Annotated in this window: 19 protein-coding genes; 5 read left to right on the top strand and 14 right to left on the bottom strand. The window is 60.7% G+C overall.

Features of this window, described 5'->3' with window-relative positions; all coding sequences use genetic code 11:
• Window positions 1-279 precede the first annotated feature (279 nt).
• The 10 genes from Q6A48_RS22395 to Q6A48_RS22350 form a co-directional block, all read right to left on the bottom strand.
• The gene (locus Q6A48_RS22395) at window positions 280-870 is read right to left on the bottom strand and encodes a hypothetical protein (RefSeq protein WP_304556582.1); all 591 of its coding nucleotides are present in this window, start codon (window positions 868-870) and stop codon (window positions 280-282) included.
• Window positions 871-1,143: 273 nt separating this feature from the next.
• Window positions 1,144-1,761 (bottom strand): hypothetical protein, encoded by a 618-nt coding sequence (locus Q6A48_RS22390; RefSeq protein ID WP_304556581.1) that lies wholly within the window; start codon window positions 1,759-1,761, stop codon window positions 1,144-1,146.
• A 457-nt stretch (window positions 1,762-2,218) separates the two neighbouring features.
• Window positions 2,219-3,208: an NAD(P)-dependent oxidoreductase gene (locus Q6A48_RS22385; RefSeq protein ID WP_304556580.1), complete on the bottom strand. Its 990-nt coding sequence runs from the start codon at window positions 3,206-3,208 to the stop codon at window positions 2,219-2,221.
• Between the two features lie 14 nt (window positions 3,209-3,222).
• A complete protein-coding gene (locus Q6A48_RS22380) occupies window positions 3,223-4,521 on the bottom strand; it encodes an MFS transporter (protein WP_304556579.1) in 1,299 nt (432 codons plus the stop codon).
• A gap of 92 nt (window positions 4,522-4,613) precedes the next feature.
• Entirely contained in the window at window positions 4,614-5,588 is a 975-nt protein-coding gene (locus tag Q6A48_RS22375; RefSeq protein WP_304556578.1) for a sugar kinase, read from the bottom strand.
• On the bottom strand, window positions 5,581-6,363 hold the full coding sequence (locus tag Q6A48_RS22370) for a sugar phosphate isomerase/epimerase family protein (protein WP_304556576.1): 783 nt from the start codon (window positions 6,361-6,363) through the stop codon (window positions 5,581-5,583). The genes Q6A48_RS22375 and Q6A48_RS22370 overlap by 8 nt, the downstream gene beginning before the upstream one ends.
• A 150-nt stretch (window positions 6,364-6,513) precedes the next feature.
• A complete protein-coding gene (locus Q6A48_RS22365; protein ID WP_304556574.1) occupies window positions 6,514-7,539 on the bottom strand; it encodes a LacI family DNA-binding transcriptional regulator in 1,026 nt (341 codons plus the stop codon).
• 158 nt (window positions 7,540-7,697) lie between these two features.
• Window positions 7,698-9,410 (bottom strand): ATP-binding cassette domain-containing protein, encoded by a 1,713-nt coding sequence (locus Q6A48_RS22360; protein ID WP_304556572.1) that lies wholly within the window; start codon window positions 9,408-9,410, stop codon window positions 7,698-7,700.
• Between the two features lie 33 nt (window positions 9,411-9,443).
• On the bottom strand, window positions 9,444-10,616 hold the full coding sequence (locus tag Q6A48_RS22355; protein WP_304556571.1) for a YcaO-like family protein: 1,173 nt from the start codon (window positions 10,614-10,616) through the stop codon (window positions 9,444-9,446).
• Between the two features lie 902 nt (window positions 10,617-11,518).
• Window positions 11,519-11,875: a hypothetical protein gene (locus Q6A48_RS22350; RefSeq protein ID WP_304556570.1), complete on the bottom strand. Its 357-nt coding sequence runs from the start codon at window positions 11,873-11,875 to the stop codon at window positions 11,519-11,521.
• 466 nt (window positions 11,876-12,341) lie between these two features.
• Here Q6A48_RS22350 and Q6A48_RS22345 point away from each other — a divergent pair, with 466 nt between their 5' ends.
• Entirely contained in the window at window positions 12,342-17,210 is a 4,869-nt protein-coding gene (locus Q6A48_RS22345) for an NAD-glutamate dehydrogenase (RefSeq protein ID WP_304556569.1), read from the top strand.
• Between the two features lie 199 nt (window positions 17,211-17,409).
• Here the strand turns inward: Q6A48_RS22345 and Q6A48_RS22340 are convergent, their stop codons facing one another.
• From Q6A48_RS22340 to pdxR, 3 genes are all read right to left on the bottom strand, one after another.
• The gene (locus tag Q6A48_RS22340) at window positions 17,410-17,814 is read right to left on the bottom strand and encodes a cupin domain-containing protein (RefSeq protein WP_304556568.1); all 405 of its coding nucleotides are present in this window, start codon (window positions 17,812-17,814) and stop codon (window positions 17,410-17,412) included.
• A gap of 161 nt (window positions 17,815-17,975) precedes the next feature.
• Window positions 17,976-18,269, bottom strand: a complete 294-nt coding sequence (locus Q6A48_RS22335; RefSeq protein ID WP_304556567.1) for an antibiotic biosynthesis monooxygenase family protein — start codon at window positions 18,267-18,269, stop codon at window positions 17,976-17,978.
• A gap of 122 nt (window positions 18,270-18,391) precedes the next feature.
• Window positions 18,392-19,825, bottom strand: a complete 1,434-nt coding sequence (gene pdxR / locus Q6A48_RS22330) for a MocR-like pyridoxine biosynthesis transcription factor PdxR (protein WP_304556566.1) — start codon at window positions 19,823-19,825, stop codon at window positions 18,392-18,394.
• Between the two features lie 203 nt (window positions 19,826-20,028).
• Between pdxR and Q6A48_RS22325 the strand changes: the two genes are divergently transcribed.
• On the top strand, window positions 20,029-20,469 hold the full coding sequence (locus tag Q6A48_RS22325) for a carboxymuconolactone decarboxylase family protein (RefSeq protein ID WP_304556565.1): 441 nt from the start codon (window positions 20,029-20,031) through the stop codon (window positions 20,467-20,469).
• 185 nt (window positions 20,470-20,654) lie between these two features.
• Here the strand turns inward: Q6A48_RS22325 and Q6A48_RS22320 are convergent, their stop codons facing one another.
• The gene (locus tag Q6A48_RS22320) at window positions 20,655-20,996 is read right to left on the bottom strand and encodes a hypothetical protein (RefSeq protein ID WP_304556564.1); all 342 of its coding nucleotides are present in this window, start codon (window positions 20,994-20,996) and stop codon (window positions 20,655-20,657) included.
• Between the two features lie 203 nt (window positions 20,997-21,199).
• Here Q6A48_RS22320 and Q6A48_RS22315 point away from each other — a divergent pair, with 203 nt between their 5' ends.
• The 3 genes from Q6A48_RS22315 to Q6A48_RS22305 are packed head-to-tail and all read left to right on the top strand — an operon-like array spanning window position 21,200 to window position 23,353.
• On the top strand, window positions 21,200-21,832 hold the full coding sequence (locus Q6A48_RS22315) for a secretin and TonB N-terminal domain-containing protein (RefSeq protein ID WP_304556597.1): 633 nt from the start codon (window positions 21,200-21,202) through the stop codon (window positions 21,830-21,832).
• Window positions 21,829-22,374 (top strand): sigma-70 family RNA polymerase sigma factor, encoded by a 546-nt coding sequence (locus Q6A48_RS22310; RefSeq protein ID WP_304556563.1) that lies wholly within the window; start codon window positions 21,829-21,831, stop codon window positions 22,372-22,374. The genes Q6A48_RS22315 and Q6A48_RS22310 overlap by 4 nt, the downstream gene beginning before the upstream one ends.
• Window positions 22,375-22,411: 37 nt before the next feature.
• Window positions 22,412-23,353 (top strand): FecR family protein, encoded by a 942-nt coding sequence (locus Q6A48_RS22305; RefSeq protein ID WP_304556561.1) that lies wholly within the window; start codon window positions 22,412-22,414, stop codon window positions 23,351-23,353.
• Window positions 23,354-23,891: the final 538 nt, after the last annotated feature.

Below are 23,891 nucleotides of genomic sequence, written 5' to 3'. Positions count from 1 at the left end.
CGAGGGGGAGCGGTCGATGATTCATCCACCCGGCAATCATTGCCATTGAAGCTGAAGGGGGCGTCATGGCTCATACACTTGAATTCAGAGGCATGGAGGATTTCGAGTCCAAGCAAGTAGTTCGATCATTCAATCCGTTGCTGGCAGAGATAATGCTTGTGTGGACAGGCGCTCCGTCCAAGGCTCCTGCAAGTGGACCTGTCGCCTTCGCGAGCAGGCTCGCTTCCGCAGGGGACGGCGCGATGGCGCTGGCATCGGGTTGTTCTTAGGTTTCAGAAGTCATAAACCGCCGGCTCGATCTTGCGAACGGTTTTTTGATCTCTTGGCTTTCCAGCGTTCGAGCAATAAGCCCGGTATATAAAAAAAGCAGCGGTGTAGCAATATGGCAGTCATATAGAAAATAACAAGCGTGGAGGCGGAGAATAATGAAAAGGTGAACCTGTATGCGCCATAAAAGGCGTATTTCCGGGTGTTCTTGGCAAGATCGGTCGAGCCCAGATAGAACATGGCGAGAAACAAGAGCATATAGAACGCGATCGCAGCCGGCATGAGTGCAAACTTCCAAGGCCTGTAATGAACGTATTGGGTAGGATCGATTTCCATTGTTAGGTAGCTTTTATAGAAGGCGAAGAGGGCAAATAAAGGCCCAAAACAAGCGAGGTAGTTTGCGGTTACCTTTGAGCTGAACGGGAATAACGACGACCAGAAGCCCACTTCCCCAAAAAGATGATCATCCACGAACGCGGCGATGGCCATGTGTGTAGGAGTGAGGGGATGTGGGGGAAGCAGGAAATTGATCAAAAAAATAGGGATCGCGGCCAGGACGAACAGAAAGTAGGGCGGATGAATTTCTTGCGGTTTGGTTTTCATAGACATCCTGTATTTAAGTGGCACGGATGTGAAGTTTGATGAGGCGAAAGATGGGGGCCGAGTTGGGGTGCGACTCCTCGGCTCCCCGGTAATTATAATTGCGGTTTATGGAGTGGTGAATTTGCCAAGAATTTCATTGTCGATGAAATCCACTTGATCGGCATCTAGAAGCGATGAGGCAGCAGCTATCAGTAACGCCACAACCACTATTCCAAGAACAGAGGTTGTAGCAGCTGGATCACTTTGGAAGTTATTGGCAACTTGATGAGTAATCTACACGGATTTTTTAAAAATGTATTTATTAGGGTCCGCTACAAAGCTCGGGCCACGTTTGTGTTCATCAATCTGTCCCTCGGAGAGGCGGCGGGCCTCTTCTTCAGCCACTTGTCTGGATTCAGCAAGGACTGCGTTGGCGTGCTCCGTGGCTTGTTTCGCTGCCTCCACTTGGCGTCGGTTTATTTCAGCGTTTAGCCTGGTTTGTCTATCTTGGAGGCTGGCAATTTGATCTTTTAGAATCAGCGAATTATAAGACGCCTTTAATTTGTCGAACCCTTCGTAGATCTGGATGTGATTAAGTTCTACTTCAAGTTCTGATTTTTTGCGGAGCAACAGTTCGGTCATATTATCTGAAGTTCGGGATAGCCACGTGTCAGGTGTCAGATTCTGCAAGGCTGGGCGAGTGGTATTCACCTGATCCAATTCCATTTGAAGGTAGAACTCCAAATTATTTTTTCGCTCTTTGAAGTCGCTATCAATTGCCTGAATAAACTCATACATCGGGTTTTCTGATGGATAGTTTTCGAGTGGGTTGCGCCGTTTTTGATTGGGTACGTCTATGCTCCAGGTGCCGTCACCGCGGATGATGAGGGCTGGCAGTTCAATTTGTCTCATGTGTTGACTCCTTTCTTATGGATAGGCCCGTTCCAACAGGCTTGTGTTGAGATTGCAAAGACAGCGGTCATGGGTGGTGGCTGTTATTCAAGGTGCTGCGAAGCGATCACTCGGCGTGTTTTAGCCGATGACTCATGAATAACAGCAGGAGGATGGTGGGGCCAGGGCGCAACTTCCGATGCTTGTGTAAGGCCGTTCCTAACAATCGGTAGGATGGGTATGTGGGAATAAACGTGCTTTCTCGAAGTCGCCGTTCTTCGGTTTCAATTCAATAACTTGAGGCGTTTAAACCTGGATTGGGGATTCGTTGCGCAAGCCCGCATCACCGAGTATCAAGGCTTTTCGTACAGAGCCTGATTCCCTTGGCCATGGGAGGGGCTTGGCTGGCCCGGCATTGCCAGCCAATGAAAAACTGCGGTGGTGCGAGCCTGCTCGCGATGGCGATATTCCAGCCGCTTCAGTTCCCCCGGTTGTCTGTCCACGCGCCCAGGTTCACCAGGTTCGCCGGTCTTTCCCCCGCCAAGGCTGCCAGCAGGTTGTCCACCGCGCAGCGGGCCATGGCTTCCCGGGTTTCGTGGGTGGCCGAGCCCATGTGCGGCGTTGCCACCACGTTATCCATTTGCAGCAGCGGGGAGTCGGCACTCAGGGGCTCGCGTTCGAACACGTCGAGCCCCGCAGCGCGGATCTGGCCGTTGCGCAGGGCGTCGAACAGTGCCGCTTCGTCCACCACTTTGCCCCGGGAAATGTTGATGAAAATGCTCTCGGGGCGCATCCGGGCAAACGCCTGCGCATCGATCAGGCCCTGGGTCTCGGCGGTCAGGGGTAAGGTCAGGCAAATGAAATCCGCCTGTTGCAACAACGTTTCGAGGTTGCAGTAGCGGGCCCCGAAGCGCTGCTCGACCGCCGGCTTGGGCGAGTGGCTGTGGTAGATCACCGGCATGCCAAAGCCGAAGTGCCCGCGCTGGGCCAAGGCTTCGCCGATACGCCCCATGCCGATGATGCCCAGGGTCTTGCCATGGACATCGCTGCCGAAATGCCTGGGTCCGATGCTCTGCTGCCAGCCGCCTGCGCGTACCAGGTTGGCCAGTTCCACCACCCGGCGGGCGGTGGCCAGGATCAGTGCGAAGCCGGTGTCGGCGGTGGTCTCGGTGAGCACGTCCGGGGTATTGGTCAGCAGGATCCGGCGTTCGGTCAGGTAGTCGATGTCATAGTTGTCGACACCCACCGAGACGCTGGCGATGGCGTGCAGGTTCGGCGCCAGGTCCAGGAGCGCCGCGTCCAGCTTGAGGCTGGCCCCCAGCAGGCCATGGGCGCTGGGCAGGGCATCGCGCAATTGCGCCAGGCCCTGGGCGTCGAGGCGCTCGATCAGGGTGACTTCGGCGTGCGCTTGCAGGCGGGCCATCAGTTGCGCTGACAGCGTCTTGTACAACACCACGTGCTTTTTCATGGAGGGGTCTCGATTCAGGAGTGGGCGGGCGCCGGCTGCGGCGCCACGGCGTTGGGAGTGGCACGGTCACTGGCGCCGGGCTTGAGGGCCAGGGTCAGTACCACCGACAGCAGCAGCGCGCCACTCATCAAAAGGAAGGACATGCCCGGGGAGCCGGTGGAGCCGTTGAGGTAGCCCACCAGGTACGAGCCGCCGAAGGAGCCCAGGGCGCCCATGCTGTTGATCAGCGCCATGGCCCCGCCGGCGACGTTGGCCGGCAGGATTTCCGGGACGATGGCAAAGAAGGGCCCGTAGGGCGCGTACATGCAGGCGCCGGCGATCACCAGCAGGCTGTAGGACCACCAGAAGTGTTCAGGGCCCAGCAGGTACGAGGCGTAGAACGCGATGGAGGCCACCAGCAACGGCGGCCAGACGAAGCGCTTGCGCTTCTGTGCCTTGTCCGAGCCCCAGGACACGGCGAGCATGGCGACGACGGCCGCCAGGTACGGCAACGACGACAGCCAGCCGGCCTCGACCATGCTCATTTGCAGGCCGGCCTTGAGGATCGACGGCAGCCACAGCACGAACCCGTAGACCCCGATGCTCCAGCAGAAAAACTGCAGTGCCAGGATGATGACCTTGGGCGAGCGGAAGGCCTCGGCATAGTTCTTCACCGCCTTGATCCCGACCTGTTCGGCCGCCAGTGCGCTTTCCAAGTCCTGCTTTTCCTGGGCGCTGAGCCACTTGGCCTGGGCCGGGCGATCATCGGCAAGGCGCCACCAGACAAAGGCCCAGAGCACCGCCGGCAAGCCTTCGATGATGAACATCCAGCGCCAGTCGAACTGTTGCACCAGGTATCCCGACACCACCGACATCCAGAGCATGGTCACCGGGTTGCCAAGGATCAGGAAAGTATTGGCGCGCGAGCGTTCGGCCCGGGTGAACCAGTGGCACAGGTACACCAGCATCGCCGGCATCACGGCGGCTTCGACCACGCCAAGCATGAAGCGGATCACGATCAGCCAGTAGGCGTTGGCGACTACGCCGGTCAACGTGGCCAGCGACCCCCAGAGGATCAGGCTGACGAAGATCAGCTTCTTCACGCTGTGTTTCTGCGCGTAGATCGCCCCGGGCACCTGGAAGAAAAAGTAGCCGAGGAAAAACAGCGCGCCGAGCAATGACGACAGTCCCGGGGTGATCATCAGGTCCTTGGCCATGCCCGAGGCTGCGGCGAAGCCATAGTTGGCCCGATCCAGGTACGCCAGGCTGTAGGTGATGAACACGATGGGCATGATGTACCACCAGCGGCGGGTGGCGAGGTTGAGCGTTTGCATGTCGTTGACTCCTGAGCTTGTTGTTTTTGTTGCAGCAGGTGCGTTGTGCGGTGGCGCTATCGCGAGCAAGCTCGCTCCCACATGGGATCGAGTTAACCCCTGTGGGAGCGAGCTTGCTCGCGATAGGCGGTTTCAAATTCAGCCAATAACTCAAGGCGCGTCGGCAATCCCTCCATGTCCCCGCGGCTCTGCACCGCGCGGCTGCCGATCCAGTTGGCGCGCTGCACGGCCTCGGTGATGGCGCGGCCTTCGAGCAATGCACTGATCAGGCCGACGGCGAAGCCATCGCCGGCGCCCACGGTGTCCACCACTTGGGCCACTGGCACGCCGGCGATAACGCCCTGGTCCAGATGCGTGCGGTAATACGCACCATCCGCGCCGAGCTTGATCACGACGATTTCAGCGCCTTGGCCCAGGTAGAAGGCGGCGATGTCGGCCGGGTCGTCGAAGCCGGTCAGCAACCGGCCTTCGCCCAGGCCGGGCAACACCCAGTGGGCAAGGGCGGCGAGGCGGTTGACCTCGGCGATCATCAACGACTCGCTGGACCACAGGCTCGGCCGCAGGTTGGGGTCGAAGGACAGGCTGCGGCCAGCCCCGCGCATGCGGATCATCAATTCCAGGGACATCTCGCGGGCCGTGGCCGACAGCGCCGGCACGATCCCGGTGGCATGCAAGTGCCGGGCGCCCAGCAGCGCTGGCGCGATGGCGTCGACCGACAGATGACTGGCCGCCGAGCCGCGGCGGAAATACTCCACTTGCGGGTCGCTGCCGTCGTCGGTCCGGGATTTGAACTGGAACCCGGTCGGGTGCATGGGATCGACGGCCACATGGCGACAGTCGAGTCCTTCCTGCTCCAGCGTGCGCACGACGAAACGCCCCAGGGAATCGGCGCCAACCCGGCTGAGCCAGGCGACATTGAAGCCCAGCCGCGCGAGGCCGATGGCAACGTTGCTGTCGGCCCCGGCGATACGCTTGCTGAAATGGTTGACGCTGGCCAGGTCACCGCCCTGGTCAGCCACCAGCATCGCCATGGTTTCGCCGAACGACAAGACATCGAATTCAGCCATGGGCAGGCTCCTGGCGCAGTTGCCCGAGGCGGGCCAGGGCGGTGACGTGTTCAGCGGTCAATTGCAGCAGGTCATCGCCTTGCAGCGGGTACTCGGCGGCGCGCATCACGCCGCTGGGCATCTGCTTGAACAGTTGCTCCCATACATGCAGGTCCGCTAGCACTGGCGGCACCGCAATCAGCTTGCCGTCCTCGCGCCGGGCCACCGCCTTGCAATGCACATACCGCACATGGCGCCCCAGCTCGCGGGCCGCCAGGGTCGCGGATTGGTCCTGCCATTGCCAGTTGCCGATGTCGAAGGTCATGCCGATGGGCAGTCCTCGTTGCTCGACGGCGGCGAAAAACCGCTGGAACGGTTCGATCTGCCCGCCCTGTAGCGTCTGGTCGTTTTCCACCAGCAACTGCACCGGGCTGGCGGCAAGAACCTCCGCCAGGGCGATCAGGTCATGGGCGTCGGTGAAGTGCCCGAGGGAGACCTTCAGCCAGTTCGAACCGAACGCCTCGGCTCGCCGCAATGCCTGCGAAAGGGCGGGATTGGGCTCGGTGCGGTCAACCAGCCAGAGTTCGAGGGGGGACGAAAAAATACTTTGCAGGCCTTGTGCATGGGCGTCGGCGGCCAGCTCGGCGGGCTGTTCGTGAGTGAGCAGTTCCTCGCGCCATTCGATGCGTGAGGCGCCAGCGGCGGCCAACAGGTCGATGAAACTGCCTTGGCCTTGCTGCCGCACCAGGTCGGCGCCGTAGCTGGAAAGGCTGATGGAGACGGGTGGGTTGTGCATTGATGTTATCCCTCTGAAACCGGTTTCAGTTCTGTTCAAAAAAAGGGTGTGCGCTTCAGGGCCTCATCGCGAGCAGGCTCGCTCCCACAGGGATCCCCAGCGCAACGCAGGTCCGGCGTGGGGAACCTGGTCGCGATAGCGCCGGCTCGATCACCGAGAAGCTCCAAGCGTCGACCCACGCTCGATCAGTTGCGCGGCAAAATCCACCGTCCGCACCGGCCCGTTGTCGCCGCGCAAGCGCTGCAACAGGCACTCGAAGGCCCGGGCACCGATCTCGGCGGTCGGTTGGGCCAGGGCGGTGATGCCGCTGCCCACTAACGGGTACCAGTCCAGGTCATCAAGGGCGATCAGGCCGACGTCGTCAAACAGGTGGCAGCCCGATTCACGCAACACCTGGGTCGTGGCCAGGGCGGCAATGCCGTTGGCGCAGAACAGCGCCTTGGGGCCAGGACCCGGCTGGGCCAGGAAGGCCTGGATCCGGGCCGTCAGTTGATTGTCGATTTCCACCACGGCGCCGGCCAGGGCAGGGCGCTGCTCGATGCCTGACTTGAAGCTGTCGACCCGCTCGATCCGGGAACTGGTGCCGTCGAACGGTTCGGTGACCATCAGCAGGTCGCGGTAGCCGCGCTGTTCGAGGTGGTCGAGGGCGATCTTCACCGCCGCCGGGTTGTCCAGGCCCACCAGGTCGCTTTCGAGGCGATCGACCTTGCGATCCACCAGCACCAGGGGCATTTCGCTGCGCAGGTCGAGCAATTCGTCACGGTGATGCCCCAGGGTGTTCACGATCAGCCCCTCGATGTTGTAGGCACGCAACAGGGCCAGGTGCTGGCGCTCCTGTTCGTCATCACGATCGGTGTTGCACACCACCAGGCTGTAGCCATGGCGACGGCAGGCGGTTTCCACGCCGTGCATCACGGCGATCGAATAGGGGTTGCGGATATCGGCCACCAGCATGCCGATCAGGCGGGTGCGCCCACGCTTGAGACCGCGGGCCATCTGGTTGGGGCGATAGCCCAGCTCGCTGATCGCCTGCTCGATGCGCCGGGCGATGGCTTCGGAGAGCAGGGCACGGTCCTCGCCGATAAATCGCGAGACGCTGGCCTTGGAAACCCCGGCGCGTTCGGCGACATCGAGCATGGTCACGCGGCTGCGTTGGGCAGCGGAGAAAGAATTCACGGATAGAAACCTGCCTATTGGATTTGTTAGCGGCTCTGAAACCGGTTTCAGGAGATATCAGAACCCAACTCCTCGTCAAGAGGTGGTCGTCCGGCGAGCGACCGACGGTTACTTCTCGGCCGCCCCTTGCGCTGGCGAAAGAGAACGCTGCGGTCTGGTCAGGTGTGTGTCTGGATGTCATTCAACAACAACTTGACTGCCGGTCTGTCCATCAGCTCTCGCCACGGGCCGTCGTCCACAATGGTACCGTGGCGCATGACGATTACCCGATCAAAGCGGTACAGATGATTGACGTCGTGGGTAACACATATCAACCCGCGTTCGTTGAACGTTTCGAACAACAGATCCCAAACAGGGGCAGTCAGTTTTGGTTCGATCGATGCGCTTGGCTCATCGAACAAGTTGAATTTTCCTGGTTTGTTGATCAAGCGAAGCAGTGACAGGCGCTTTGCTTCACCACCGGAGATATTGGTCGCGTTTTCGCTGATGTATCGTTGAACGGTTTCCTCAAGTTGCAGTTGCCGGATGGCTTGACACAGCAGCGGCGACGCTTTGCCCCCGAATAGAATCGATCGTTCAAAACAACCTTCCAGGAACCGTGGTTGTTGAGGACAGTACCTCAGAGCATTCAGGTGTGCTTGAGGTGTCAATCGCGAGACCGGTATCGAATCAATGCTCAATTGCTCTCGCGTCAGCGCATCCAATCCTGCCAGAACCTCCAGAAGTGTGGATTTGCCTGCCCCACTTGGACCAGTAATGGCCAATGATTGCCCCTGGCTAAACGTCAGTGATTGTCTGATAGACAGCCGAGGCTCTCCGTTTTCTGTCACTACGCATGGGGTGAGTTTCAATGTTGAAGAGTGCTGAAAAACAGGGTCCGTCTGCCGATCTCGATTATCGAAGTTTGGTAGCGAAAGCAAATGCTGAAACTGATGCTGGTCTGCAAGAAACTGATCGAGAACACGATAGCCCTCAGTCAACGTGGTGATATTCAGCAAATAACTTCCGGCGATAGAGAAAATGGCAACCAGCTGCCCGACGCTAATACTGGGTTGGCTCGATAGCTGATCCAGGACGCCCCAAAAGAGCAGCCCTCCGGTGGAAAGGCTTACAAACAGAATTTTGGCGGAGTTCAAGAGTCCGCCTGAGGACGCCGTGGCGACGGCTGCTATGGCATAACGTTTGAAAGCTTCGTTTAACGGTTGTATTGCCGTGGGCTCGGCATTTTCCAGTTTTATTGCTTTGCCAGCATTCAACGTGTTGTATAAGTGGGCGTTCAGCTCATCTTCTTGTTCGTTGACAGCATCGATATGCTTCCTACGCCATCTGATGATTTTATGGGTGATAACCAGATAGATGATGCCGAGTCCGGTCATGCTCAGAAAAATGTCACTGCCACCCATGTAAAAAAAAGCGCCGCCAACGACTATAAATTCGAGGCAAAGGGGAAGAGCGACGGTAACAAGGAACGTCAGCAGCTGTTCATGAGCAGTGATTCCCCGTTCAACTGATTTTATGAAGTGACCGATTCGCCATGAATTGAAGAAAGAAAACTCCTTGCCTATAAGTTTCGTGATCCAATCAATAGAAGCTGCCATGATAATGTGTTGGACCAGCCTGCACAGAATGTGGGTTTGCAGGGGGCTGATAATAGCGTGGATGCAACCTGCGACCACCAGACCTGCCGTCAGCAAAAGCAGTGTGCTGGATGCTACAAGCTTGTCCCCGTGCAGGGCGTCAATGATTATTCCGAGTAGTAGTGGCGGTGCGAGCACGATGAGTTTGAGCGCCAGAATTGTGGCAAGGGTTGAAGCTAGAAGTGCGGTATGTCTTTTATAGGAACTTTTGATTATTGTTTGTAGGGTATGCATGCGCTCGCTCCTGCCTGTTTTGGGTTCGATAATTTAACTGCGCAGTACGTGCTGGGGCACAACCAAGCGTCCGTTTCGAATTATATTGAAACGTTCAAGCCCTGGGATGTAAGTTTGAGTGACTATGCTATTGCAAGAAAAGCGCGTTACGGTTCGATAGAATATTTTTCTACCTTCATTTTCTAGCGATTTATGTAGGGTGTCTAACTGGGATGGGACAGTTTCGATGTGCTCGTGTAAAGGGCAATCAAGAACGGAAAGTATCGCACTTCTAACGGGTGCGAAGTCGATCAGATTCTTCAGTTGCCTGGATTCTGACAGGAGGTCAAGGGTTTTCCTGTCTAAAAATTCCTCAGTAGGGCCATACAAATCCTCGGACTGGAGTTGTTCGGTAACTGCCCGCTGGATGGCCGTATCGATGTTCAACGAACAACCTGAACCTATGGGGGATAGATGATGGGCTCCGGGCCCTGCCTTTGGAAACGCGACTGCAAAGTAGACGGATAATACGTCCTTGATGATAATGATTCGCAAGCCGCTCACAGATGTCGGCGCGCCAGGGTAGTTCAGCAGCGCTCTTTCAATCAACGCGGTAGAAGGCGTATACAGCTTGATTGTCGGGCCAAGCCCGCAGACAGTCATGAAGAAGAGCGACAGGATGTGCCGCTCGATGACTTCCAGGGCACCGTGCAACAGTGCTTCGTTCTTCGTGCAGCCAAATGCGATACCTGAATTTGATGAGTAGCGAGATAGAAAGCTCAATGTAGAGCTGTCACCTTTATCGGTGTTTGTTGATGGGTTTGGACAAAGAAGAGTACGTGGAACAAATAAAATTTCTTTTTTGTCCAAAGATGTAAGCTTGAAACACTCAATTGGTTTTTCGCTAGGTGGCAGGCTGGTGAAGAAGCCATCCTCCGCAACTGCTTTTTGAGTAGAGATATTGTCTGAATGATCCCATGTGGTTTCTTCCTCAGGAGGCTGAAAGGTGCTGAAGTGTTCAATGCCTTCCGCCAGCGCACCGATAAGTGAATCCAGTCCTTTTCCGGCACCTGATTCAACAAGATTATCGTTATGGTCAAAAAGTTCGGCTGTTGCCACTAGTTTTGATGGCGTGGTGTAGCGTGTCACTGCGCTGAATCCCAGAGTGTGAAGAGTCGACATGATGTTGAATAGGGCTTCAGTCGATGGTAGTTCGCGCTCAGACATATAATGCTTCCTTTTTTTTGTAAATGCCGAAAGGAAATCCTTTCGGCATCTGTTGCGACGACTTAATTGATGCCTGACTTACTGGATCAGTGAGGCGAAAAAGTCGGCTTCGGTTACGAGGAGGCCTTTGGCGAAGCTAAGTGCTTGCGGCAGACCGTCGAAGGTATTTATTTCAGAGCGTTTGCTACCCATTTCAATATCTCCTTTGTCATTGATAAGTGTCGCGAAGCGATCACCTAACTTGCGTGTTTTTGCAAGTTCTTAATTAATAGCAGCAAGGACTTGGGTGGCTATGGCGCCGCTTCTGATGCTGGCGTAGGTCTGTTCTTGGTGCTGAGTAGGAGGGGAATGTAGGAATGCGTCTGGTTGTTGAAAAATTAGATTTTTCTTTGCTGCTTCATTGAGTTGATGTGTTTATTGTTTTCTGGGAGCGGATGGTGTGTGAATCATCTGGAAAAGTGTTGGATGTATTAAGTGCCCTGCAGCGACCTGAATTAGCAGGCGAGCACCACTGGGCGTCACCGAGGATGATCTTGTGCAGCCGACAGTTGCGCATATCACCAATGGCAAGTTCATGCAGAAGAACGAATAACAGCCGATGCACGGGCCCCGTGGTGAGGGAGTAACGTCTCGCTGACTGCGAAGCGCGCCCTAACCAGGCAGCTCAATGCGCCAGGAAGATTGAGTTCAGTACGTTAGGCTTTGTCTGAAATGTGTCTGCACTCGCCCATACTGCGTTGAAACGGGCTCGGAATGCTCATGTACTCCAGTACACTGCGCTTCCTCGCCCCGTTTCGCCTTGTCTGGCCTTCGCGCAGACACCTTCAGACAGAGCCTAGGGGCTGCTGTGCAGCCCAGCGGGGATAAATCCCCTCGCCACAAGGAAACGGTCGCCTTTGAAATCAGGACTGGCGGATGAAAGTCCCCACCCCACCCCTGAGAATGTTCTGCAACGTCAGCTCCACCTCGACCAGGTCCGCTGCATCGGTGTCATGGCGGATCTCCAGCACATCGTCCCCATTCAACGCATCGGCGTCCGCCGCGGCGATCTCGATCTTCAGCAGGGTGGGGCTGAGGGTCACCTTGACCCCGTCCAAGGTCGAGGGCTCGCCGTCCAGGGCAATCTCCAGTTCGTCCTCATCGGGGTAGCGGGTCATCAGGAACATGTCGCCCTGGGTGCTGTGGCAGCAGAGCATGGCCATGTTGTCTTCTTCGTCATCGCACGGGTTGGCGATCAGAAGGGCGGTGGTCATTTGCATGGTGATGGCTCCTGGCTCGATGAGCCCTGCGGGTGCGAAAAGGGGGAGTTTGCCAGCCTGGATGATTTTCTGCAGGGTTACTGCCAACAGGCGCACATACTGCATGGGGATTCACGCCTCGGGGTGCCGTTTGGCCCTCGGGCTGCTAGGGTTGTTCAGGGCGTCTGCGCCATACAGCTAGCCGATGACCGAATATGTCGCAGCGCTGCAAGCAGGCACCTGATCGCACTCGTTAAGCTGCGCAACGGATGTGCACGTGCAAAGGCCAGCCCCGGGGTGGGTTTTGCAGGTGTTCATTACATGGAAATTACATGGAAAAGGAATGTGACCTGCCGGTCCCGTCCAGCTTCACCCACCTGTCATCCTGTTTCCTCTGCCCGAGAATCAGGAACGGGATGGCCGACGGCCCCGAAAGGGGCTGCACGCGACGCTTCCATCAATAACAAGCCCAAGCGGAGTACCACAGATGGCGTTCTTCACCGCAGCCAGCAAAGCCGACTTCCAGCATCAACTGCAAGCGGCACTGGCGCAGCACATCAGTGAACAGGCACTGCCACAAGTGGCGCTGTTCGCTGAACAATTCTTCGGCATCATTTCCCTCGATGAACTCACCCAGCGCCGGTTGTCCGACCTCGCCGGCTGCACCCTGTCTGCCTGGCGCCTGCTTGAGCGCTTCGATCACGCCCAACCGCAGGTGCGTGTCTACAACCCCGACTATGAACGCCACGGCTGGCAGTCGACCCACACGGCGGTGGAAGTGCTGCACCACGACCTGCCGTTCCTGGTGGATTCGGTCCGCACCGAACTGAACCGTCGCGGCTACAGCATCCATACCCTGCAAACCACCGTCCTGAGCGTGCGTCGCGGCAGCAAGGGCGAGTTGCTGGAAATCCTGCCCAAGGGCACCCAGGGCGACGGCATCCTGCAAGAGTCGTTGATGTACCTGGAAATCGACCGTTGCGCCAACGCCGCCGAGCTCAGTGTCCTGACCAAGGAACTGGAGCAGGTGCTGGGCGAAGTGCGCGTGGCGGTGGCCGATTTCGAACCGATGAAGGCCAAGGTCCAGGAAATCCTGGCGGGCCTGGACGACAGCGCCTACGCCATCGATGCCGGTGAGAAGAGCGAGATCAAGAGCTTCCTGGAATGGCTGGTGGGTAACCACTTCACGTTCCTCGGCTACGAAGAGTTCGTGGTGCGTGACGAAGCCGACGGCGGCCATATCGAATACAACCCCGAGTCCTTCCTCGGCCTGACCAAGCTGCTGCGCGCCGGCCTCACCGCCGATGACCTGCGCATCGAGGACTACGCCGTCAACTACCTGCGCGAACCGACCCTGCTGTCGTTCGCCAAGGCTGCGCACCCGAGCCGCGTGCACCGTCCGGCGTACCCGGACTACGTGTCGATCCGCCAGATCGATGCCAACGGCAAGGTCATCAAGGAATGCCGCTTCATGGGCCTCTACACCTCCTCGGTGTACGGCGAAAGTGTCCGGGTCATCCCGTACATCCGGCGCAAGGTCGAGGAAATCGAACGTCGTTCGGGCTTCCAGGCCAAGGCGCACCTGGGCAAGGAACTGGCCCAGGTGGTCGAGGTGCTGCCCCGTGACGACCTGTTCCAGACCCCGGTCGACGAACTGTTCAACACCGTGATGTCCATCGTGCAGATCCAGGAGCGCAACAAGATCCGCGTGTTCCTGCGCAAGGACCCGTACGGTCGCTTCTGCTATTGCCTGGCCTACGTGCCACGTGACATCTACTCCACCGAAGTGCGCCAGAAGATCCAGCAGGTGCTGATGGATCGCCTGAAGGCCACGGATTGCGAGTTCTGGACGTTCTTCTCCGAATCCGTGCTGGCACGCGTGCAGTTGATCCTGCGGGTGGACCCGAAGAACCGCATCGACATCGACCCGCTGCTGTTGGAAAAAGAAGTCGTGCAGGCCTGCCGCAGCTGGAAGGACGACTACGCCAGCCTGGTGGTCGAGAGCTTCGGCGAAGCCCAGGGCACCAATGTGCTGGCCGACTTCCCCAAGGGCTTCCCGGCCGGTTACCGCGAGCGCTTCGCCGCGCACTCGGCGGTGGTCGACATGCAGCACCTGCTGAGCCTGAATGAAAAGAACCCGCTGGTGATGAGTTTCTACCAGCCGCTGGGCCAGGTGTCCGGCCAGCGTGAATTGCACTGCAAGCTGTATCACGCCGACACGCCGCTGGCGCTGTCCGATGTCCTGCCGATCCTGGAAAACCTCGGCCTGCGCGTGCTGGGTGAATTCCCGTACCGCCTGCGCCACACCAACGGCCGCGAGTTCTGGATCCATGATTTCGCGTTCACCGCCGCCGAAGGCCTGGACCTGGACATCCAGCAGCTCAACGACACCCTGCAGGATGCGTTCATCCACATCGTGAGCGGGGATGCCGAGAACGACGCGTTCAACCGCCTGGTGCTGACCGCCGGCCTGCCGTGGCGCGACGTGGCGCTGCTGCGTGCCTATGCCCGCTACCTGAAGCAGATCCGCCTGGGCTTCGACCTGGGCTACATCGCCAGCACCCTGAACAACCACACCGACATCGCCCGCGAACTGACCCGGTTGTTCAAGACCCGCTTCTACCTGGCGCGCAAGCTCAGCGGCGATGACCTGGAAGACAAGCAACTGCGCCTGGAGCAAGCGATCCTCACGGCCCTGGACGATGTCCAGGTGCTCAACGAAGACCGCATCCTGCGTCGCTACCTGGACCTGATCAAGGCTACCCTGCGGACCAACTTCTACCAGACCGATGCCCACGGCCAGAACAAGTCCTACTTCAGCTTCAAGTTCAACCCGCACCTGATCCCGGAACTGCCCAAGCCGGTGCCCAAGTTCGAGATCTTCGTCTACTCGCCGCGGGTCGAAGGCGTGCACCTGCGCTTCGGCAACGTTGCCCGTGGTGGCTTGCGCTGGTCCGACCGTGAAGAAGACTACCGCACCGAAGTGCTCGGCCTGGTGAAGGCCCAGCAAGTGAAGAACTCGGTGATCGTGCCGGTCGGCGCCAAGGGCGGCTTCCTGCCGCGACGCCTGCCGCTGGGCGGCAGCCGCGACGAGATCGCGGCCGAGGGTATCGCCTGCTACCGCATCTTCATCTCGGGCTTGTTGGACATCACCGACAACCTCAAGGATGGCGCGCTGGTACCGCCGGCCAACGTCGTGCGCCATGACGACGATGACCCGTACCTGGTGGTGGCGGCCGACAAGGGCACCGCGACCTTCTCCGACATCGCCAACGGCATCGCCATCGACTACGGCTTCTGGCTGGGCGACGCCTTCGCTTCCGGCGGCTCGGCCGGCTATGACCACAAGAAGATGGGCATCACCGCCAAGGGCGCGTGGGTAGGCGTGCAGCGCCACTTCCGCGAGCGCGGCATCAATGTCCAGGAAGACAGCATCACCGTGGTGGGCATCGGCGACATGGCCGGCGACGTCTTCGGCAACGGCTTGCTGATGTCCGACAAGCTGCAACTGGTGGCCGCGTTCAACCACCTGCACATCTTCATCGACCCGAACCCGGAACCGGCCAGCAGCTTCGCCGAGCGCAAGCGCCTGTTCGACCTGCCGCGTTCGGCCTGGACCGACTACGACACCAGTATCATGTCCGAAGGCGGCGGTATCTTCTCGCGCAGCGCGAAGAGCATCGCCATCTCGCCACAGATGAAAGAGCGCTTCGACATCCGCGCCGACAAGCTGACCCCGACCGAGCTGCTGAACGCCTTGCTCAAGGCCCCGGTGGACCTGTTGTGGAACGGCGGTATCGGCACCTACGTCAAGGCCAGCAGCGAAAGCCACGCCGATGTCGGCGACAAGGCCAACGATGCGCTGCGGGTGAACGGCAACGAACTGCGCTGCAAAGTGGTGGGCGAGGGCGGCAACCTGGGCATGACCCAACTGGGTCGCGTCGAGTTCGGCCTGCATGGCGGCGCCACCAACACCGACTTCATCGACAACGCTGGCGGCGTGGACTGCTCCGACCATGAAGTGAACATCAAGATCCTGCTCAACGAAGTGGTGCAGGCTGGCGACATGACCGACAAGCAACGCAACCAGTTGCTGGCGAGCATGACCGACGAAGTCGGCGGCCTGGTGTTGGGCAACAACTACAAGCAGACCCAGGCGCTGTCCCTGGCGGCACGCCGTGCATTCGTGCGGATCGCCGAATACAAGCGCCTGATGAACGACCTGGAAGCGCGCGGCAAGCTGGACCGTGCCATCGAGTTCCTGCCGACCGAAGAACAGCTGGCCGAACGTGTCGCGGCGGGCCATGGCCTGACCCGTGCCGAACTGTCGGTGCTGATCTCCTACAGCAAGATCGACCTCAAGGAAGCGTTGCTCAACTCCCTGGTACCGGACGACGACTACCTGACCCGCGACATGGAGACTGCGTTCCCGCCGACCCTGGTGAGCAAGTTCTCCGAGGCCATGCGTCGCCATCGCCTGAAGCGCGAAATCGTCAGCACCCAGATCGCCAACGACCTGGTCAACCACATGGGCATCACCTTCGTCCAACGGCTCAAGGAGTCCACGGGCATGAGCCCGGCGAACGTGGCGGGCGCCTATGTGATCGTGCGTGACATCTTCCATCTCCCGCACTGGTTCCGCCAGATCGAGGCCCTGGACCACCAGGTCTCCGCCGACGTGCAGCTGGAGCTGATGGACGAGCTGATGCGCCTGGGTCGCCGTGCGACTCGCTGGTTCCTGCGCAGCCGCCGCAACGAGCAGAACGCCGCCCGCGACGTCGCCCACTTCGGTCCGCACCTGGCCGCGCTGGGCCTCAAGCTCGACGAACTGCTGGAAGGCCCGACCCGCGAAGGTTGGCAGACCCGCTACCAGGCCTACGTGGCCGCCGGTGTGCCGGAGTTGCTGGCGCGCATGGTTGCAGGCACTACCCACCTGTACACCTTGCTGCCGATCATCGAGGCCTCCGACGTCACTGGCCAGAACGCCGCCGACGTGGCCAAGGCCTACTTCGCCGTGGGTAGCGCCCTGGACGTGACCTGGTACCTGCAACAGATCAGCGCCTTGCCGGTGGAGAACAACTGGCAGGCACTGGCCCGCGAAGCGTTCCGCGATGATGTCGACTGGCAACAACGGGCGATCACCATCTCGGTCCTGCAACAGGGCGACGGTACCCAGGACGTGGAAACCCGCCTGGCCCTGTGGCTGGAGCAGCACCAGGACATGGTCGAGCGCTGGCGCGCCATGCTGGTGGACATCCGTGCCGCCAGCGGCACCGACTACGCCATGTACGCTGTCGCCAACCGCGAACTGCTGGACCTGGCGTTGAGCGGCCAGACGGTGGTCACGGCCAACTGATCCGACGCTGAAAAATGAAAAACCCCGCATCGCGAGATGTGGGGTTTTTTTTGTCCGGAATTCACTGCGTGCCCTGTGGGAGCGGGCTTGCCCGCGATAGCGGTGGGTCAGCGACATTGGACTTGGCTGACCCACCGCTATCGCCAGCAGGCTCGCTCCCACAGGGGGCTGGGTTGCAGCCAGCCAGGGGCCAGGGGGCTCAGTTCTTCAGCGGAATCAACACCGCTTCATCCTTGCCCATGACCATGAACACCAGCAGTTTCGCCGGCTCTGTCGAGCTGGCGTTTTTCGACACCAGGTGCTCCGAACCTGCCGCTTCATACCAGAATTCCCCGGCCTTGTAGGTGGTAGCCGGCTCGCCCTTGACCTGGGAGGTGATCGCACCTTCGAGCACGTAGGCCATGGCCGTGCCCTCGTGTTTGTGGGCGATGGAAGACTGGCCCGGCGCATAATCCACGGTCAGCATCATGGCTTTTTTACCGGGCAGGTTCTTCAGCGGCTTTTCCTGCAACACATTGACCTTTTCCGACGGCGTCGCTTCGTGGGCGTAGGCTTGGGTGATGGGCAACAGGCTGAGGGCGGCTAGCAGGCAGAGGGTTTTCATGGTGGCTTGACCTTCATGGATTCGAGGGGAATTCGCGCTCTCGCGTCGATGGATTCACCCTAAGCCCCTTGCCGGGGCAAGCAAACATCCAATCTTGCGGAAGGCGGGGAGACCAATCGGCGCCGCCTGCAACGGGCCGTCAACCCCCGCCACCAGAGCGTTCAGGCAATCGGAAAACTGTTGAAGTCCACGCTGCGGGCCAGGCGGTTGTCGATCAGGCTGATGAAACCCTGCACCTCGGGACAGTTGAAGTGAGCCTGCATGGCCGCCTCCGATTGCCAGCGGCCGCTGACGCTCCAGCGGTCGCCGTCTTCCGGACAGCGGTCGACCAGGTAGGCGTCGCAGCCCGGCAGTGCGCGGAGGGTTTCGACGATCTGCTGCAACTGCCGGCCCAGTTCCTCCGAACGTCCGGCGGCGGCCTGGACTTCTACGGTATTGATCACATGGCGAGACATTGTTCAGGCTCCTGAATCAAGTCGGACGAAAGTGCTCCACGGTGGATGACACCCGTGCAGGATAAGCCTGCCCGGTCAAGGCTCAAACAGCCAATGGGCCGATAAATCCCCAGTCCAATCGCTCAGGCGACTTGCTGCAAGATGTCGCGCAAACGGTCCAGGGCGATGTCGATGTCGAGGATCTCGATGGCGCCAAAGCCAAAGATCAAGCCCGGTCGCACCGGCGTATCAGTGAAGAAACCCGCCAGGCTGTAGAGCCCGATTTCGGCTTTTCTCGCCAGTTCGATCACCAGTGCCAGGTCGATGGGTACCTTGCACAACACCGCCATGTGGAAGCCGGCAGTGGTCGGCACGGCGTCGAACCAGGGCGACAGATCCCCGGCCATGCGCGCCAGCAGGCGCTCGCGCCGACCGGCGTACAGCGTATGGCAGCGCCGGATGTGCTTGAGCAGGCAACCCTCGGCGATGAACTTGGCCAGCGCCCATTGGGGCAGGGTGGAAGTGTGCTGGTCGGTGAGGCGCTTGGCCAGGATCACCGCTTCGAGGATCGCCGGCGGCAGGATGGCGTAGCCGAGGCGAAGCTCGGGCAGCAGGGTCTTGGAGAATGTGCCGACGTACGCCACGATCCCGCGTTCGTCCATGCTCTGCAGCGAGTCGGCGGGGCGGCCTTCGTAGCGGAACTCGCTGTCGTAATCGTCTTCGATGATGATCGCCCCCAGCGCGTAGGCCCGGGCCAGCAAGGCTTCGCGGCGGGTCTGGCTCATGGGCATCCCCAGGGGAAACTGGTGGGACGGCGTCACGTAGATCAGCCGCGTGCCGTCGGGAATCAGGTCCACGCGCAGGCCTTGCTCGTCCACCGGCACCCCGGTCACGGTTGCGCCCTGGGAGGCGAACAGCAAGCGCGCCGGCGGATAGCCCGGATCTTCCATGGCCACCAGGCTGCCGGGCCGGGTCAGCACCCGGGAGATCAGGTCCAGGGCCTGTTGCGCGCCGTTGCACACCACCACGTCATCGTCCTGGCAATTGACCCCGCGGGAAAACGCGATGTGCCGGGCGATCGCGTTGCGCAGCGCCGGCAAACCCTCGGGCTGGCTGTAGAAGCCCTTGGCGCTGGCGATCTGGCGCAGCGCATGGGCGGTGCAGCGACGCCAGTCGTCCAGGGGAAACTGGCCCTTGCCGGTGGCGCCGCCGATGAAGTCATAGCGCAGCGCACCTTCCAGGGTCGGATGGCGCATCAGGTCCGGCATGTTGCGCCAGGCCTCGACGACGTCGGCGCCGGCCAGTTCGCGATGGCTTTGCTTGCGCACGATCCTGGCCGGGCGGGCATTGACGTAGGTGCCCTTGCCGATGATGCCGGTGAGGAAGTTTTCGTAGGTCAGCTGCGCGTAGGTGTCGGAGACGGTCTTGCGGGAAATCCCCAGTTGTTCGGCCAGCAGCCGGCTGGGTGGCAACTGCGTGCCGGCGGCCAGGCGACCGCCTTCGATGGCACTGCGCAGCTGTTGATACAGTTGGCCCGCCAGGTCCTTGCGGCCATTGATGACAACGTGAAGTTCCATACCCGCGGGCTCCTGGGCGAATGCTGGCGGCCAGCGTCAAAGGCGCAAGATTACCCGCATTGTGCCGCTGCTTTGAAGTTGCGTGGAGAAAATCCCGCCGATTGGCCTGCCGTGCGCTGGCCCCGGGTTTTTCGACGAATTGGACCTGTCGCGCAACGGTCCCAGGGCCTACCGTGAAGGCTTCGATCGCCACGGAGCCTGCCATGAGCCCGCGTCTGGATTACTACACTGCCTCCCCGGGGGCGATGAAAGCCATGATTGGCCTGGAAGCCATGACCAGTCGCCTGAGCATCGAGCCAGCATTGCTGCACCTGGTCAAGATCCGTGCCTCGCAACTCAACGGCTGCGCATTCTGCACCGACATGCATTCGGTGGAGGCGCGCCGCCAGGGCGAAACCGAGCGGCGCCTCTACGCCGTGGCGGTGTGGCGCGACAGCGGGTTCTTCACGCCCCGCGAACACGCCGCCCTGGCCTGGACCGAAGCGGTGACACTGTTGGTCCAGGGCCAGGTGCCGGACGACGTCTACGCCCTGGCCCGAACCTGTTTCAGCGAAGAAGAACTGGTGGACCTGACCCTGGCGATCAGCACCATCAACAGCTGGAACCGGTTGGCGGTGAGTTTTCGCCAGCGTCCGGGCGGTTGATTGCCTCGATCAAGCGCCGAATTGATCCTGCGCGCAGCGCTTTTGTGGCGAGGGGATTTATCCCCGCTGGGGCGCACAGCGGCCCTCAAACCTCACAGCTGGGTATTGCAGAGAGATTGAGTTTGTTTTGGGGCTGCTGCGCAGCCCAGCGGGGATAAATCCCCTCGCCACAACAGTGGCGTCGTCTATTTGGGCAACGGTGAGTTGCTCGCCGGCGTGGGTGGCCGTTGGGGCTTCACCGAGTTGCCGAACGCATTTCCCATGCGCACGCCGGTGGCCGCTGGCGTCGCCAGGCCCACGCTGTTCGGCGCGCGTTCGTTGATGGGCACCTCCAGCGCTTCCCGGGCCCGTTGCGCGGTCGCCGCGGCCTGCGGGTCATTGCCCATCTGTCGGCTCAGGCAGTTGTAGTCCGGGGTCTTGTAGCCGCCGACCGTCACCTCGATACACGCCGGGGCCTCTTCCGCCTGGGCCCAGGGCAGGGCCACCAGCAGGCCGAGGCCTGCCGTCATGCGCGTCCACTGTTTCATCACCGACCTCCTGGCCCGTCCCAAGGGGACGGTTCGTTGTCAGGGCAGTCTAGTGCGCTCCTGTGGATTTGTATCAGATGTCATACGACATTCATAAACACCCCTCAGGATGACGGTTTTCAACGGATACGTCAGTCGTGCAGCAGGGCAGAGCCGGGGGCGGGCGCAGACGTGGTTTGACCAGCACGCCCGTGGCGTGGCTGATGGTGTTGTGGTGCCTGCTGACCGGGCCGGCCCGCGCGGCGGGCCTGGTGGACCTGGACATCGCGCCCCAGGCATTGGCCACGGCGCTGGAGCAATTCAGCCGCGCGACGGGCATGGCGGTGCTGGTGGACCATCAATTGTCGAGCCAACGCCAGACGCTGGGGGTCCAGGGGCGGTTCACCCCCGCCGACGGGCTGAGGGTATTGCTCAGCGGCACCGGGCTGGCGGCGCATTACGCCCGGGCGGACGCCTTTACGTTGCAACCGGTGCGGGTCCGCGACGTGGCGCTGCCGGCCGGTGTGACGCCGGGCTTGAGCGACAGCAATTACGCGGCAGCGATCCAGGCAGTCATCCAGCACAACCTGTGTCGCTCGCCGTTGACCCGACCGGGCGGTTTCCGGGCGCTGTTGCAGATCTGGATCGGCCGTGACGGCGTGGTCCAGCACAGCCGCCTGGTCAGTTCCACGGGCGACCTGCTGCGGGACAAGGCGTTGGTCAACAGCTTGCAAAACCTCAGGATCGACCGCCCGGCGCCCAGTTCGTTGCGCCAACCGGTGACCCTGCTTTTGTTACCCGACTCATCAGGAAGAAGCATGGAATGCACAGCAGGGGAAGGGGTGTCCGGACGATGAAAGACATCGGCCGCAGCCCATTGGTGAAGCTGTTCCTCACCTCTTACGAGGATTTCAAGGTACGCCTGCGCCGGCGCCTGGGCTCCGAGGAACTGGCCAATGATGTACTGCACGAAACCTTCCTGCGGGTCGACCGCATGGTCGACACCCAGGACATCGCCCAACCCAACGCCTACTTGTACCGCATGGCCCTGAACATCGCCGCCGACCGCCGCCAGGCCGACGCCCGGCTGCTCACCGGCGATGAAGTCGAAGAGCTGCTGCAGGTCTCGGATGAAGCCCAGGACCCGGCCCGGGTGGTGGGCGGGCAGAAGGAGTTGCAGATCCTGCTCAAGGCATTGTACGAACTGCCGGCGCGGCGCCGCAGGATCTTCATCGCGGCGCGCCTGGAAGAAGCGCCGCACCTGGAAATCTCCCAGCGCTTCGGTATTTCCACGCGCATGGTGGAAAAGGAAGTCAAGGCGGCGCTGGGGCATTGCGCCCTGCGCCTGGAAAGAAAAGTCATTCAGCGGTTCGGTCCCGGCGCGGGAAAACCGTCTTGAGAGTAGAGACCCGACCTTTTCGCGAGTGTGTTTGCGCTTGAATATCTTCAGCATCGCTTCCCCTGACGCCTCGCTCCGGGCCCGATTGGCCGGCGAGGCCCGAGACTGGTTGATCCTGCTCACCTCGGGACGCGCCACCGTGGCCGACGCCCGGGCCCTGCGCCAATGGTGCGGGCAGAGCCCCGAACACGCGCGAGCGTTCGAAGAGGCCAAGGCGCTGTGGCACGACTTGCAGCCGGCGGTCGCGGCGTTGCAGGCACCGCGGCACTTCGGCCGGCGGGCGTTGCTCGGTGGGGCGATTGCGGCGTCGGCGGGTTTCCTGCTGATCCGGGCGACGGTGCCGGGTGGCTTTTCCGGGCTGGGTGCCGACTACGTGACCGATGTCGGCGAACAGCGCCGGGTGGAACTGGCCGACGGCGTCAGCCTGGAGCTGAACACCCAGACCCGCCTCAGCCGCCGGGTCTTGAACGACGGAGCGGCCGGCCTGGAGTTGCTCAGTGGCGAGATCGAAGTGCTGGGGCGCAGCGGGCAGGCTGTCAGCGTCCACGCCGGTGCCGGTTGGATCAGCGCCGCCAAGGCGCGCTTCAACGTTCGCTACACCGACCAGCGCGTCTGCGCCACCTGCCTGGAAGGCGTCGTCCAGATCGACGTGCGAGGCCAGCGCTTTCGCCTGGAACCGGGCATGCAACTGAGCTACGACACCGCCCAGGTCGGAATCCCCCGACAGGCCGACGTATCGGCCGCCATCGCCTGGCGCGACCAGGTGCTGGTGTTCAACGACGCGACCCTGGCCAGCGTCATCGATGAGATCAACCGCTACCGCCCGGGCATGTTGCTGCTGCTCAACCGCGAACTGGGCCTGCGCAAGGTCCAGGCCCGGTTTCGCCTCGATCAATTGGCGGGCGTGGCCCTGCTGATCCGCGATGCCTACGGAGCAAAATGCACCGAACTGCCGGGTGGGGTGGTAGTGCTTAGTTGAGTGGGTTGCTTGGCGCGCGCGACCACGCGGTACAGCTTTGCAACTGCGTGGCTGTCGGCACCGCCATCGCGAGCAAGCTCGCTCCCACACTGGATCTCGGTTGATCACAACCCTGCGGCCCATCACCAATCCCCTGTGGGAGCGGGCCTGCCCGCGAAGGCGTCGGCACAGGCGACATCCATGCCAGCTGACCCACCGCCATCGCGAGCAGGCTCGCTCCCACACTGGATCTCGGTTGTTCACAAACCTGCGGCCCACCACAAATCCCCTGTGGGAGCGGGCCTGCCCGCGAAGGCGGCGACGCAAGCGACATCGAGGCAAGCTGACCCACCGCTTTCGCGAGCAGGCTCGCTTGTGTCTTAAGACAGGATAAAGTCAAAGGTGAGAGGGGTGGACAGCAAGCTGACGGGTCGCGGTGCCCTAAGCACGTGTGGGAGCCAAGCTGCTGTCCACTCTTCCCGCTTTGGCTCAAAGCTCGAACAGTTGACTGAGTTTCCGCCCTCGAACAACAAGCATGAGCCAGGCCAAAGCGCCTCTC

The sequence above is a fragment of the Pseudomonas citrullilanati genome, assembly GCF_030580855.1.
Classification (GTDB): Bacteria; Pseudomonadota; Gammaproteobacteria; order Pseudomonadales; family Pseudomonadaceae; genus Aquipseudomonas; species Aquipseudomonas citrulli.
Note: the sequence above shows the minus strand (reverse complement) of the source record. Positions and strands in the feature narration are given on the sequence as shown.